The sequence below is a fragment of the Bacillus thuringiensis genome (assembly GCF_001455345.1).
Lineage (GTDB): Bacteria > Bacillota > Bacilli > Bacillales > Bacillaceae_G > Bacillus_A > Bacillus_A thuringiensis_N.
In genome coordinates this window covers 1,941,057-1,954,046 of sequence record NZ_CP013274.1, presented here as the reverse complement: position 1 = coordinate 1,954,046, position 12,990 = coordinate 1,941,057, and the positions used below count along the sequence as shown (strand labels likewise).

Sequence of the window (12,990 nt, the reverse complement as noted above, 5' to 3'; positions counted from 1 at the left end):
CTTTTTTCTTTGTATACTTATATTTATTTTAAGAACGCACTTAGCATCCATACATGTTGTTCTAATGTTGTATGAATTGCTAATAACATATCAGCTGATGTTTCATCTCCAGCTTCACCAGCAACTTCCATACCTTCTTTTAATTCTTGAATAAGTGCAGAGTAATCATTCACTAATGTTTGCACCATTTCCTCTGCAGATTCCTTGCTTGTCCCTTCGCTGACACTGGAAGTAGCAAGATATTCTTTCATTGTCGCTAGCGGTTTACCTTCCAATGCTAAAATACGTTCTGCTAATTCATCAATATACGTTCCAGCTTCATTGTAAAACTCTTCAAATTTCTCATGTAATGTAAAGAAGTGTGGTCCTGTCACATACCAGTGATAATTATGTAATTTCACATATAACACATTCCAGTTTGCTACCTGCTTGTTTAATACTTCAACAACATTTGTTTTCGTACTCATACAATCCACTCCTCTTATCATTTTATAATGATTATCTTTTAATAACCCAATTACATTTTACCATACATTTCCTACCTTTTCGAATGATTGGCTCATATGTAACAAAGTTTTAACACCTTTAATATTTCCCTAATATCATTAAATCCATGTACTTTTCAACTATTTCACATGTCTAATTACACCAGCTCGTACATATGCATAATAGTAAATCAAGCTCATCGTAGTAGAAAGAGGGATTACATGGACAATCAACAATGGCAAGTAGCAAAGAAAGTCGCTGCTACTTATATTGGAACAGTCGTTGGAGCTGGATTTGCTACTGGACGAGAAATTGTTGAATTTTTTACAGTGAACGGATTTTATGGAACAATTGGTATATGTGTAAGTGGATTTTTTTTTATTTGGCTTGGCACAAAGATGATGTTACTTTCATCACAAATCGGTGCATTTTCAGCGCAGGAATTTAACAAATATTTATTTGGGGATGTATTTGGTAACGTTGTAAATACACTATTATTACTCGTATTATTTGGTGTAACGAGCGTTATGTTATCAGGAGCTGGTGCAGTATTTGAAGAGCAACTTCATTTACCAAGACAACTCGGTATTTTCATTACAGTGATCGCCTGTCTAATTATAAGTAGTCGCGGATTACAAGGTGTTTTTGAAGTAAATACACTTGTCGTACCTATTATGATGATTTTTATTATCGGACTTGCTATTACAACTTTTATTCACGGTACAACACCTATTAGTAACACTATTCCTGCAGAAAGTTGGAATATGAAGTGGATAACTAGTCCTATTACATATGTCGCCTTAAATCTTTCTCTCGCCCAAAGCGTTCTCGTCCCGTTAGCCAGTGAAGTAAAAGATCGAAAGGCCATTTTATGGGGTGGTATTTTAGGTGGTGCAGGACTTTCTTTAATTTTATTATGCAGCCATTTAGCAATCTTATCAGTCGATCAATTTTATCAATATAATATCCCAATGGCTGAAGTCATCAGAAAATTCAATGCAACTTTTCACTTTTTCTTTGTTCTTATCATTTTCGGTGAAGTGTTCACAACTTTAGTAGGCAATGTGTTCGGCATGACAAAACAAATGCAATCCATCACCGGTTGGAAAAGTAACAATATTATTTTCTTCATTTTACTAATAAGCTATTGCTTTAGTTACGTTGGCTATAGTGAATTACTCCACATTCTATATCCTATAATCGGGTGGGTAAGCATCATTTTACTTCCGATTATTGCTTTTAAACAACTGCAAAAAACATAAAAGAAGCATCCATGTTATTGGATGCTTCTTTTATTTTATTCACAATCAGCACATACTTCCCAGTACGGTCCCATTTCGATTGCTAAATACGGCTTTAATTGCAACCGAATCATCCGACTAGGCATACGTTCTAAAACGAATTGAATCCCTTCTTCCTCTTCGTCTAATTCAACTTTTGAAATCGCAATTCTTTGCATCGTCGAAATAGGCATTCCATCTTTATATAAAGTGATTTTCACCTCATCATATTCATTAAAATACAATTCAACACTCATTTGATTTTTCAACATTTCATCAACAATTTCATATTTATCATTTCGTTCCTGGATTATATATTTCCAGCCGCCTCTACCTTCTTCTTTCGGAGCCGCTTGAAATAATGTCATCAAATCCTCATATAGCATAAGATAACCCCTCTCTTACTAAAAAACGATGAGTATTTTATATACCCTTTATCTCTATCACTATCCATATGTATTGTACCATATATCACCGTTCTTACCGTATTCATTTGCTTCATAAGTCCTATATAAAACACTTTATTTAGTCTTCATTATTATATGGCTTACTTTATTACTTCTCCCCTTATATTTTAAACCTGTACCCATTCATTATTTGCTCACAACAAAAAAGAAGAGTGACTTATATCACTCTCCTTAAAAGAATTTTCCAGTAGCTGCTAATGCTAATACTATTATTAAAATTGTAAATAATAATGATACAATAAAGCTAAAAATAGGTAATGCTTTCTTTTCATTCTTCTTAAATAGTAATTTTAAGCTAAGTAAAATGTTTACTGGTACAAGTATAAAATAAAAATATTTAACAATTTGCACCGAACTATTCGAAAGTGTTTTTAATATAAACACTTCAATTAGAAAAACGATAAAAAATGAAATACTTAACCAAAATGAGACATAACTAAGCCAAGAATGTCTTTTGGTCCCCCAGTACACTCCCATATTAATAATCTCCTTTATTTGCATTCTATATGATTATAATTATACATAAAGTTAACAAACACCTCTATTTTTCGACAAATATTATACATGATATACCTTTAAACATCATAAACATACTCTCTATCCCATTTCATGTTACATAATAAAAACAGACTACTCCAAAATCGCATACTGCTGTTTTGGAGTAGTCTGTCCGCTGCTACACTTTAAATCTTTCAATTAACCCTTGTAATTCTTCAGCCATTTGAGATAATGTACCCGCCGCAGAACTAATCTCCTCAATGGACGCTAGTTGTTCTTCTGCTGATGCTGCAACGTTTTGGGTACTCGTCGCATTATTCTGTGCTGTCATTGCAATTTGACCTACTGAAATAGACACTTCATTTGCACCTTTCGACATCCCATTAGCCGTTTCAACCATTGTTTTAATTTGATCTGCAATTTCATTTGTAGATTGTAAAATCTCAGTAAAGTTTTGCTTCGTTTCATTCGCAATAACAAGTCCAGATTGAACTTCTTCATTTACATGCCCCATAGATTTTACCGTCTTACTCATGTCATCTTGTATTTCACATATTAATTTACTAATTTCACTAGAAGATACGCTAGACTTCTCCGCCAATTTACGTACTTCATCTGCAACAATTGCAAACCCTCTTCCGTGCTCTCCCGCTCTTGCAGCTTCAATTGCTGCATTCAAAGCTAAAAGATTTGTTTGATCTGCAATATTTTGAATTACTTCTAGTATGTCACCGATTTGTTTTGATTTATTATTTAGTAACTGTATAACTTCATCTGATTGTGAAACAGATTCTGCAATAGATTGCATTTGATTTACAGTTTTTCCGACTAGTTTTCCGCCATCTTCTGCTTTTTCACGAGTATGAGCAGAAGCGGTACTAATTGATGATGAACTATTTGCTACATGCTGAATTCCTTCTGTCACATCAAATAGTAACATTGCACCATTTTCTACACTTGTCGTTTGCGTTGTTGCCCCGCTCGATATTTCATCCATTGCCATTGTAATTTGCTCAGTCGCTTCACTCGCTTGTCTTACACTTGCCGTTAGCTCTTCTGATGCTGCTGCAACATGTCCAGCCGAAGTATTAATTCTTCCAATTAACGTCCGCAATGCATCAGTCATCTCATTAAATCCTTTTGCAAGTTGGCCGATTTCATCATTAGAATGAATATCAATTGTTTGCGTTAAATCTCCCTCACTTATTTCTTTAGAAGTGGCAACTAATCTTTTTAAGGGCTTCGTTATAGAAAGTGTCACAAAATAAATAAGTGCCCCGCCTATAACTAATGAAATAAACATAACAATTAACATATTATAAAATACAGGCTGCGCAGCTTCAATTACTTCATTTGAGTACATCGTCCCGCCGATTTTCCAACCTGTTTTTACATTTGTAGCAAATACCATTTGTTTTTCGCTACCGTCATACGTATATGAAAAAGCGCCATGATTATCTTCATAAATTTTCTTCGCCCAAGAATCAGCTGCTTTTTCTCCTGATTTTTCTTGAGGATGTGCAATTATTTTTTGTTTTCCATCTAAAATGAAAGCATATCCTTTTTTACCGATATTGATTAACTTTGTTGTTTTTAATAAATTATCTAAACTTAAATCTATCGCTACAACACCGTTTTTATCTTCTGCTTGTTTTGCAATCGTTACGACAATATGTCCATTTCCTTTCGCCTTATACGGCTCAGTAATGACAATACCACCTTGTTTTGCCACTGCATCTTTATACCAAGAACGTTCTGTTGGATCATAGTCTGCTGCCATTTGTATATTTGGTTCCTGCACAAATTTCTTATCATTCCCAGCAACATATACTTGTTCAACATCTTTATTCAAATTGATATATTGAGATAGCATTTTTCTTACTTCATCTTGATTATCACCTTGATACATATTACCTTGAATCACCCGTGCAAAATTATTCACATCATTAAATTTCGCCTCAATCATTTGATTGATTAAATTATCTAATATTTTTATATTGTCGTGAGCACTGCTCGTAATTTGTGATTCAAAATTCTTCTTAGCTGTTTGATAAGACATGCCCCCGATAATAGAGACAGCCGCAATTAAAATGACGAAAAATGAAATTAGTAGTTTTTTTGCTACTTTCATATCACGAAACAAATTTAATAGTCTACCCATTACAAACCTCCTGCTTTTCAATTTTAAAAGTTAAATCTAACGAATTATAAATATTTCCCAATCCCTAATTATTATTTTCATAACCTATTATGATGAATACTTTGTAAAGTTTAAACAATTAAATTCTCTTTGTCTATATATATGAATAATATTATTATAAAATTTACAAATACAAAAAGCCAAAGGGAACCACCCTTTGGCTTTTCACATTTTTTTGTGCTGTTTAGAAATCTTTTTCCATTTATCACGCTCTGCCCTTGCAAGAATAGCATCTTGTTTTCTCATAAAATACGCTAGTTCTCTTTGTAATTTTTTATAGCTTTGCAAACGATTTATCGTAATAATTCCGTTATCAATTGCACTATGCACTGCGCACCCTGGCTCATTTTCATGCTTACAGTCCCTAAAACGGCACGTTTTTGCAAGTTCTTCAATATCAGAAAAGGTTGTTTGAATTGCATCGCTTCCTTCCCAAAGCTGTAGCTCCCTCATACCAGGAGTATCAATAACTAAACTACCACTCGGTAATCGGAACAATTCACGATGAGTTGTCGTATGTCTTCCTTTACTATCTTCCTCACGAATATCACCCGTTTTTGCTACTTCAATTCCTATTAGTGCATTTAACAAAGTGGATTTTCCAACCCCCGATGATCCGACTAGAGCAATTGTTTTTCCTGAAGAAACAAATTGCTGCAACGATTCAATACCAGTATGTTCTAAACTATCAACAACGAAGATCGGAACACCAATTGCCACAGCTTCTGTTTCAACGATTTTCTTTTCCACGTCTTCACATAAGCTACTCTTCGTTAAAACAATAACAGGCATCGCACCACTTTCATACGCTAATAGTAAATAGCGCTCCATTCTTCTTACGTTAAAATCATGGTTAAGTGCATTCACTAAAAATAGATAATCTACATTTGCTGCTATTACTTGTTCTTCCGTTCGAGTACCAGCCTCTTGCCTAGAAAAAGAGCTTCTTCTAGGAAAAATACGATGAATAATTGCCTTCTTTTCATTCTCTATTTTCTTTATATAAACCCAATCACCAACTGCTGGATAATCACCCTTCGTTACTGCTTCATGCCGAAACTTACCAGACAGCTCTGCCATATATTCACCATCATTACAAATAATTCGATATATATGCTTATGCTCAAGTAAAATACGCCCTACTTCAAAGTTCTCTACAGCTTGTTCCTCAAAAAAAGAATCCCAGCCGAACGATTCTAAAATATTTTGATTCAAATTGATATCCTCCCTAGTGTAAGCTAAGTGGAAGGATCGTGCGCTCCCTTATATAGTCTCGCCCTTTCCATCCACCTTTGTATTTGGTTTATTATTCATATAAGTTATGTTCGCCATAATACATCACCCCGTTCTCATTTTAATTACTCTCATTATATGGAATATTCATTTAAAAAGCTACCTTATTTAACGTAATTTTCAAATAATTTATTTTTCATCATTCTAATTTGTCCACGGTGATTAATCTCATCTTCTAGCACATGAAACCACAGATAATGCTGGTTATACGCTACACCGTTAGGCCACTTTCTTTCTGACATAAGCCATTCATCATCTTGTTCACTCAAATACTTCAGTGATTCTTCTCGAACACTTTTTAGAAGTTGTACATAATACTTTATTTCATGACCACGGATTGTTTTCCCCACTTCCCCTAAATACAGTGCGTCTTCCCATATTTCTAATTCTTCTTTAGTAAAGTCACGCTCTTGAAATGAAATAAGTTGATGAGCTTTTTCTATAGCTGCTATATGCTTTAGTAACGCTCCAATGGAATTCCCTCTACTCGGTATAATTAAATCTAATTGCTCAACTGATAGATCTTTTATTTCCAACAATGTTACAGCCCTCGTATGTTCCAGCATGCTTACTAATTCCCCTATATTTTTGGTATAACCATCCACACTTCTTATACGGTAATCTATATTCATATCACGCACCCCTTTCTACATTCATATTAAGGAATAACCGCTTCATATAATAGACTCATATACATCAGATTTTTCTGTTATAATTAAATTGAATATAGAAAAAAACCAAACAAACTTTCTCAATATGCTTCTATGAAATATTAAAAGGAATCAATATAAAATAATCGAATCTTATTCACTAAAAGGAGTGGATTCGATGGAAATGTATCAATGGCTAACTGCTGTTCTCGTTGGTGGCATTACCGGTTTCGTTTCCCATCTAATCAATAACCAAGGCAAGTTATTGCTTCCACGCCGTTTGAAAACTTTTTTCCACTTTGGATTTTTGACTGATATTTTCACTGGTAGTCTAGCTGCACTTCTTGGGCTCGTTTTATTCGATGTCACCTTAATAAAAGAAATTATTAAAGTATCCATTGTGACTGCTATTTCCGGTCAGACTTTCTTACTACACCAAGCGCTTGGTGGTGAGCAGGCTAAAAATACACAAATTGGGAAAGCTGATGAGAAGATTCAAGAAATTGACAAATTATTACGACGTTAGTCTATACTTTCTTTAAAAATTATTGCTATAATAAACAATAAATATTTTCTATTGCGTCGTTTGTCAGAAGAAAGGGTGTTTCGTATGACAAAAAAGAAAATAGAAGATTTCTTAACAAACACTGAAAAAGAGGAACTGCTAGAAAACTATAAATGTTTACGAGAAGCCCGCACAAAAAGCGAAGCTAACTATTTTGGTGAAGCAGTAAACCATCTATTAAATAAAGCAAAACAACGAATCATTAAAGATGCAGGCATACATGATGAAAATGCAGCAACTGTTCAATCAAAAAGAAAAGCACTGTTTTAGTTACATTAGCTAAAACAGTGCTTTTTATTTAGAATTTTTTTCTTACCATGATACTTTCACTCTGCCTTTATTCTTCCCCTTTTTACTGCTCCAAAAGTCATATTGGCTTAGATCGACCTACAATATAACCTCATGTAAACCATTTTAAGAATAGATAAATTAAGCAAAATTTGTTGAACTAGTAATGCTATAAACGAAATTAGTTTATTAAATCGCTTCTTTTAACTTTGTATGCGGATTTGGTCCGTATTGATTGTCATTTTCTTCACTTTCAATGATGAAAAATACAAGTAAAACAACGCTACCAAATGGTACAAAATTTAATAGTTGCCACCATCCTGTTTTCCCAATATCATGTAACCGACGTGCTCCAACCGAAAAGCTTGGTATGATCATTGCTAACATAAATAGCAATGCAATAATAGCAACCAAAACCTCTGAAAATGATGATAAAAACAAAAGTAGCCAAAAAATTACGATATTGGATAAACTAAAAATCCAGTACTCTTTTCGCGTAGCTCTACCACTAAAATTCCCATAATTCTTTAGAGCGTTCAAATACCATTGCATTTAAATCTCTCCCTTTTATCCCCAATAATTTAAAAATATATAACATTTAACATATAAGTAAAAATACAACATAATATCCATGTAAAATCCATACTCTTATCTACATTATCCTCTATTTAAATAGTGTTTTTCTTTCAGCATTTTTCACATTACTTTCACATCTACTTCACAAATATAAGTAGTCCTATATGTTATACTAAATACATCCTTTTCCAAGGAACTATATGCCGATATATAAATCCCTATTTCTGTAGGGATTTTTATTTTTGGATTCTCCATAACTTTGTTACAATGCCTATACACTATTTCTCTACTTTCTGTAACTTCTGCACTTAAAAACTACTTCGTGTATTATTACTCTTCTAATATTGGTTTAATATATTTCATATTTGGTTTTCAACTGATATTTTCATTACTACACTAACCGCACTTCTTGTACTCGTTTTATTTGATGTCATCTCAACCGAAGAAATACAGCTATTTTTTATTTGTACAGATTTTATGAAGCAATTCCTGTTTCACGATTTCCAGTAAGTTTTTCACTTTTTCTAAACAATAATAAAGCGACTACATATAGGAAAGCAGTAAAACTACCTACAAATATAAAATTTTGAGATGCTGCAAATAGCAGTCCTGCTATTGCCGCTCCTATCATTTGACCAATATACATCGAAGCATTAGCAAGAGCTGCTCCTGTTCCTCTTGCTACAATAGACATGTTTTGTAAGTACCTCATCATCAATACAAACAAAATTCCTGTCACAAAAAATAAAACAAAAAATAATAACTCCACAAATATAATGTTCTTTATATGAGGAAGTAATACATATAGCACTGCTGTAAATATAATGCCGCCATAGAAAGAACGGTTATAACCAATTTTATTTACGATTCTAGGACCAAAAATATTCCCAGTTAAATTTCCTAATCCTAATACAAGCATAGCTGTACCTACTTCATGAACTTGTAAGCCAAATTGACTGGAAAGCCACACACCAAAGAATGAAAATGCAGCAAAATTACCCGTTTGAAAAACAAAATATGCAAAATAAGATAATGAAGCCTTTGAATCTGTAAGTAATTGTTTATAACGTTTTAAAATGTTTGTTTTATTTCCACCTATGTGAACCGGTTGTATTTCTGGTAATACTACATAAATAAGGACGACAAGTAGTGCTGATAATATACCAATGACGAAGAATGGTGTTGTATAATGTGTCATTGCTAAATATGCTCCAATTGGCAGTCCTAAAATTTGGGCGATTGATAACCCTGCTGTTGCAATTCCAATTGCTTTTACAATTTGCTTCTTCTCTATTAGGAGCGGAATAGATGCCCACACTTGTGGAGATACAAAGGCTGCACTTACACCTGCTAAGAATCTAAATGTTAGCATCCATAGAAAACTCGGTGCAATTCCACATAAAAACGTACTTATCGCAAAAAAACTCATTCCTATTACCATCACTTTTTTTCTGTTTAAGCCATCTGATATAGGACCAGCGATAAGCGCAAATCCAGCGTATCCTAAAGCATATGAGCTCACCATCCACCCTGACAACTCAGTTGAAATATGATACACCTGTTGTAATGTGGGTAAAAGTGGTGAAATTAAGAAAGTATCTGTACCAATCATAAACATGATCGTAAAGAATACAGCTAGTACTTTTTTCATTTAAACCTTCTCCTTTTATATAAAAAGAGGGAACTATCCCTCCTTTCAACTAGTCTTCTAAAATAGATTCAATCTCTTTCATGACATTTTCATTCAATGAAACTTCCACCGCTCTTACACTTTCTCTTATTTGCTCCGCTCGTTTTCCACCAGGAATAACAGTATCAATTCCTTTTTTGTTTAATAACCACGCTAAAGCTAAATGCGATACTTCGAGATCCTTTTCTTTAGCTAAGTCTTTTAACTTTTCAACTTTCTTAAAGTTACTCTTATATGTATTCTCTTCAAATAGATTTACACTTTGACGCCAATCTCCTTTATTCAATTTGAAATCTTCTGTATATTTACCACCTAGTATCCCAAAAGCAAGAGGCCCGTAAGGAATAAATGAAATATCTGATTCTATACAATATGGTAAAAGTTCTTCCCCAGCAGTACGCTCTAACATATTATACGGTGATTGTACAACATCTATATGTCCGTGCTGATTCGCTTCTTTTAATTGCTCTACATTTACGTTAGATATTCCGATTGAGCGAATTTTCCCTTCTTCTTTTAGGCGAGTAAGCTCTCCAATTGAATCTATGTAACTTGTTTCTGGATTTGTAAAATGTAAATAATATAAATCAATATAATCAGTTTGTAATCTTCTTAAGCTATTTTCCACTGCATTTCTTAAATAGCTTGGTTCATTATTCATATAAACCTCTCCATTTAATAACGGCTGTATTCCACCTTTTGTAGCAAGTACAACTTCGTGGCGTTTTCCTTTTAATACTTCTCCTACTAATTCTTCTGATCTACCGAAACCGTATGAATCTGCTGTATCAAAAAAGGTAATCCCTTGCTGGATAGCTTCTTCTATTAATCGTTTTCCTTCTTCCTCATTCACATCAGCATATAAATTATGTCCCCCAACAGCGTTTGTTCCTAACCCCAACTTTGAAATATTTAGTCCTGCCTTTTGCAATTTTGTATACTTCATTTTTTCTCCCCCTATATTCCTATTGTTCGAATATATTCGAACAATAGGAATATAACACTTTATATGTTATAGTGCAAATATATTAACTTATACAAGCAGGTGAAAAAATGCGTACTCTCTATCATCCAAATCGAGAAGAAATTCAATTCTCTTCTGTCTTATATGCACTTAGCGATCAAATTCGTTTACAAATTGTAACTACGCTACTAGAGAAAAATGAACAATCTTGTGGTTCATTAAACATTCCAATTGCGAAATCAACTTTATCTCACCATTTCAAAGTTTTACGTGAATCCGGTGTTATGTATACACGCCTTGAAGGAACTCAACGTTTCATTTCAATTCGTGAAGATGACTTAAATGCTAGATTCCCAGGTTTATTAAACGTCGTAACACATGCGACAAAACCATACTAAAAAACATCTCATATTCATATGGGATGTTTTTTAGTTTTTTATATTCTTTTAATACTTCAAATCTTTAATCAGTGGGAATTTTGTTCTTCACCATAACTACCAAGCCCATTCCTAAATTAAAGTCTGAATAAAACGTTTGAACGCCGATATCCCTTCTTCATCTCGTTTAAAAACACCAGCATCTTCAAGCGCCTGTATAAATTTCCGTCCCAATTCTTCTCTGATAATCTCCTGTACATTTTGTTCATTTATCCGATTGTCATATTTGTTTTTTAATTGTTCTGCCCATCGTATATGAGGCGATGGAATATCGCTTGGAATATTTAGTAAGAATTTTTCTACTTCCTTAATTTCTATTTTTAAACGAGCAGGAAGCACAGCTAATCCCATTACTTCAATCAGACCGATATTTTCCTTTTTGATATGTTGTATTTCCGCATGAGGGTGGAAAATACCGAGGGGGTGTTCTTCACTTGTACGATTGTTTCGCAAAACAAGGTCCAATTCGTACATACCATTCCGTCGGCGAGCAATTGGCGTAATCGTGTTATGCGGATTTTTATTTGCAAATGCGAATATACCAACAGAAGGATCACTATATCCTTTCCACCTCTCTAATATGTACTCTCCTGCATTTACTATTTTTTCTATGTCGTTACTTCTTAAGCGAATAACTGACATAGGCCATTTAATAATAGAACATTGGATTTCTGGAAAGTTGGTTAGTTTAAAAATTAGGTCGTTCGATGCATTTGCCATAGCAAATTCATAGTTTCCACCTTGATAGTGGTCATGTGTTAAAATAGATCCTCCTACAATTGGCAAATCTGCATTGGAACCAAGGAAATAATGTGGGAATTTTTCTACAAATTGTAACAAACGTAAAAATGTTTGACGATCAATTTTCATATCTCGGTGTTCTGAGAACAAGACAATACAGTGTTCATTGAAGTATATATACGGAGAATACTGTAGAAACCAGCTTTCTTCTGTAAGGTTCATACGGATCATACGGTGATTCGAGCGTGCAGGATGTCCAATTTTGCCCCTATATCCTTCATTCTCAATACAGAGTAAACATTTTGGATAATTTGTACTTTCCAATACTTTTTTTCTAGCAATTTGTTTAGGATCTTTTTCCGGTTTTGATAAGTTAATCGTTATATCAATGGCACCATATTCCGTATTGACTTTATAATTTATATTTTGGGCAATTTGCTTCATTTGGATATAGTTGCTGTTTTTACTTAATTCATAGAAGTAATTTGTCGCAACCTTCGGATCTTGTTCGTATTTTTCGTAAAATAGAGTATTGATAACGGACGGTTTGGACATAAAAACATCCATAATTGCACTTGCTAAAATCTCCTTCTCATCCAGTACTTCCTCAATGACTTTTTGCATACAAGCATATTCTATTAACTCTTCCAATAACTCCGAAATTGCTTTCTTTGCGGACGCAGGAGCTGATGCTTCCACTACAAAGTCATCTAAACGAAGTAAGGAAAGGATTTGATTCCTTGTATATATTTCATCTTCTTTTTCAATTAATTGAACTTCAATAGCACGATCAATTAACTGTTGGATAGCTTGATATATCATCCGTATATACCTCCTCTAACCGTATAGCGGTTT

14 protein-coding genes are annotated in these 12,990 nt (G+C 33.7%); 4 read left to right on the top strand and 10 right to left on the bottom strand.

What is annotated here, in order from left to right:
• Window positions 1-23: 23 nt before the first annotated feature.
• Window positions 24-467, bottom strand: coding sequence for a Dps family protein (locus tag ATN06_RS10215; protein ID WP_000105199.1), 444 nt, complete (start codon window positions 465-467; stop codon window positions 24-26).
• Between the two features lie 240 nt (window positions 468-707).
• Between ATN06_RS10215 and ATN06_RS10210 the strand changes: the two genes are divergently transcribed.
• Window positions 708-1,748, top strand: a complete 1,041-nt coding sequence (locus ATN06_RS10210; RefSeq protein ID WP_000370192.1) for a YkvI family membrane protein — start codon at window positions 708-710, stop codon at window positions 1,746-1,748.
• Between the two features lie 35 nt (window positions 1,749-1,783).
• Here the strand turns inward: ATN06_RS10210 and ATN06_RS10205 are convergent, their stop codons facing one another.
• From ATN06_RS10205 to ATN06_RS10185, 5 genes are all read right to left on the bottom strand, one after another.
• The gene (locus tag ATN06_RS10205; RefSeq protein ID WP_060630532.1) at window positions 1,784-2,152 is read right to left on the bottom strand and encodes a DUF3979 family protein; all 369 of its coding nucleotides are present in this window, start codon (window positions 2,150-2,152) and stop codon (window positions 1,784-1,786) included.
• A 252-nt stretch (window positions 2,153-2,404) separates the two neighbouring features.
• On the bottom strand, window positions 2,405-2,710 hold the full coding sequence (locus tag ATN06_RS10200; RefSeq protein ID WP_060630531.1) for a hypothetical protein: 306 nt from the start codon (window positions 2,708-2,710) through the stop codon (window positions 2,405-2,407).
• 199 nt (window positions 2,711-2,909) lie between these two features.
• On the bottom strand, window positions 2,910-4,892 hold the full coding sequence (locus ATN06_RS10195; RefSeq protein WP_060630530.1) for a HAMP domain-containing methyl-accepting chemotaxis protein: 1,983 nt from the start codon (window positions 4,890-4,892) through the stop codon (window positions 2,910-2,912).
• A 204-nt stretch (window positions 4,893-5,096) separates the two neighbouring features.
• Window positions 5,097-6,146 carry a ribosome small subunit-dependent GTPase A gene (gene rsgA / locus ATN06_RS10190; RefSeq protein ID WP_060630529.1) on the bottom strand — a complete coding sequence of 350 codons (1,050 nt, stop codon included), beginning with the start codon at window positions 6,144-6,146 and terminating at the stop codon, window positions 5,097-5,099.
• Between the two features lie 182 nt (window positions 6,147-6,328).
• Window positions 6,329-6,856 (bottom strand): DinB family protein, encoded by a 528-nt coding sequence (locus tag ATN06_RS10185; RefSeq protein WP_060630528.1) that lies wholly within the window; start codon window positions 6,854-6,856, stop codon window positions 6,329-6,331.
• Window positions 6,857-7,052: 196 nt separating this feature from the next.
• On the opposite strand from ATN06_RS10185, the gene ATN06_RS10180 reads away from it, so the two are divergent.
• Together ATN06_RS10180 and ATN06_RS10175 are read left to right on the top strand one after the other, a co-directional pair.
• Window positions 7,053-7,400 carry a DUF4257 domain-containing protein gene (locus tag ATN06_RS10180; RefSeq protein ID WP_000426320.1) on the top strand — a complete coding sequence of 116 codons (348 nt, stop codon included), beginning with the start codon at window positions 7,053-7,055 and terminating at the stop codon, window positions 7,398-7,400.
• A gap of 84 nt (window positions 7,401-7,484) precedes the next feature.
• Window positions 7,485-7,709: a hypothetical protein gene (locus ATN06_RS10175; RefSeq protein ID WP_000162606.1), complete on the top strand. Its 225-nt coding sequence runs from the start codon at window positions 7,485-7,487 to the stop codon at window positions 7,707-7,709.
• A 207-nt stretch (window positions 7,710-7,916) separates the two neighbouring features.
• On the opposite strand, the gene ATN06_RS10170 is transcribed toward ATN06_RS10175, so the two are convergent.
• From ATN06_RS10170 to ATN06_RS10160, 3 genes are all read right to left on the bottom strand, one after another.
• The gene (locus tag ATN06_RS10170) at window positions 7,917-8,279 is read right to left on the bottom strand and encodes a DUF805 domain-containing protein (protein ID WP_060630527.1); all 363 of its coding nucleotides are present in this window, start codon (window positions 8,277-8,279) and stop codon (window positions 7,917-7,919) included.
• A gap of 499 nt (window positions 8,280-8,778) precedes the next feature.
• The gene (locus tag ATN06_RS10165) at window positions 8,779-9,954 is read right to left on the bottom strand and encodes an MFS transporter (RefSeq protein ID WP_060630526.1); all 1,176 of its coding nucleotides are present in this window, start codon (window positions 9,952-9,954) and stop codon (window positions 8,779-8,781) included.
• Between the two features lie 49 nt (window positions 9,955-10,003).
• Window positions 10,004-10,939, bottom strand: a complete 936-nt coding sequence (locus ATN06_RS10160) for an aldo/keto reductase (RefSeq protein ID WP_060630525.1) — start codon at window positions 10,937-10,939, stop codon at window positions 10,004-10,006.
• A 107-nt stretch (window positions 10,940-11,046) separates the two neighbouring features.
• Here ATN06_RS10160 and ATN06_RS10155 point away from each other — a divergent pair, with 107 nt between their 5' ends.
• On the top strand, window positions 11,047-11,355 hold the full coding sequence (locus ATN06_RS10155; RefSeq protein WP_060630524.1) for an ArsR/SmtB family transcription factor: 309 nt from the start codon (window positions 11,047-11,049) through the stop codon (window positions 11,353-11,355).
• A gap of 111 nt (window positions 11,356-11,466) precedes the next feature.
• Here the strand turns inward: ATN06_RS10155 and galT are convergent, their stop codons facing one another.
• Window positions 11,467-12,957 (bottom strand): UDP-glucose--hexose-1-phosphate uridylyltransferase, encoded by a 1,491-nt coding sequence (gene galT, locus ATN06_RS10150; RefSeq protein WP_060630523.1) that lies wholly within the window; start codon window positions 12,955-12,957, stop codon window positions 11,467-11,469.
• Between the last annotated feature and the right edge of the window lie 33 nt (window positions 12,958-12,990).

Excerpts from the sequence above, each read along its gene's own strand:
- ATN06_RS10215 (WP_000105199.1), bottom strand. The coding sequence starts at position 467 with ATGAGTACGAAAACAAATGTTGTTGAAGTATTAAACAAGCAGGTAGCA.
- ATN06_RS10210 (WP_000370192.1), top strand. The coding sequence starts at position 708 with ATGGACAATCAACAATGGCAAGTAGCAAAGAAAGTCGCTGCTACTTAT.
- ATN06_RS10205 (WP_060630532.1), bottom strand. The coding sequence starts at position 2,152 with ATGCTATATGAGGATTTGATGACATTATTTCAAGCGGCTCCGAAAGAA.
- ATN06_RS10200 (WP_060630531.1), bottom strand. The coding sequence starts at position 2,710 with ATGGGAGTGTACTGGGGGACCAAAAGACATTCTTGGCTTAGTTATGTC.
- ATN06_RS10195 (WP_060630530.1), bottom strand. The coding sequence starts at position 4,892 with ATGGGTAGACTATTAAATTTGTTTCGTGATATGAAAGTAGCAAAAAAA.
- ATN06_RS10185 (WP_060630528.1), bottom strand. The coding sequence starts at position 6,856 with ATGAATATAGATTACCGTATAAGAAGTGTGGATGGTTATACCAAAAAT.
- ATN06_RS10180 (WP_000426320.1), top strand. The coding sequence starts at position 7,053 with ATGGAAATGTATCAATGGCTAACTGCTGTTCTCGTTGGTGGCATTACC.
- ATN06_RS10175 (WP_000162606.1), top strand. The coding sequence starts at position 7,485 with ATGACAAAAAAGAAAATAGAAGATTTCTTAACAAACACTGAAAAAGAG.
- ATN06_RS10170 (WP_060630527.1), bottom strand. The coding sequence starts at position 8,279 with ATGCAATGGTATTTGAACGCTCTAAAGAATTATGGGAATTTTAGTGGT.
- ATN06_RS10165 (WP_060630526.1), bottom strand. The coding sequence starts at position 9,954 with ATGAAAAAAGTACTAGCTGTATTCTTTACGATCATGTTTATGATTGGT.
- ATN06_RS10160 (WP_060630525.1), bottom strand. The coding sequence starts at position 10,939 with ATGAAGTATACAAAATTGCAAAAGGCAGGACTAAATATTTCAAAGTTG.
- ATN06_RS10155 (WP_060630524.1), top strand. The coding sequence starts at position 11,047 with ATGCGTACTCTCTATCATCCAAATCGAGAAGAAATTCAATTCTCTTCT.
- galT (WP_060630523.1), bottom strand. The coding sequence starts at position 12,957 with ATGATATATCAAGCTATCCAACAGTTAATTGATCGTGCTATTGAAGTT.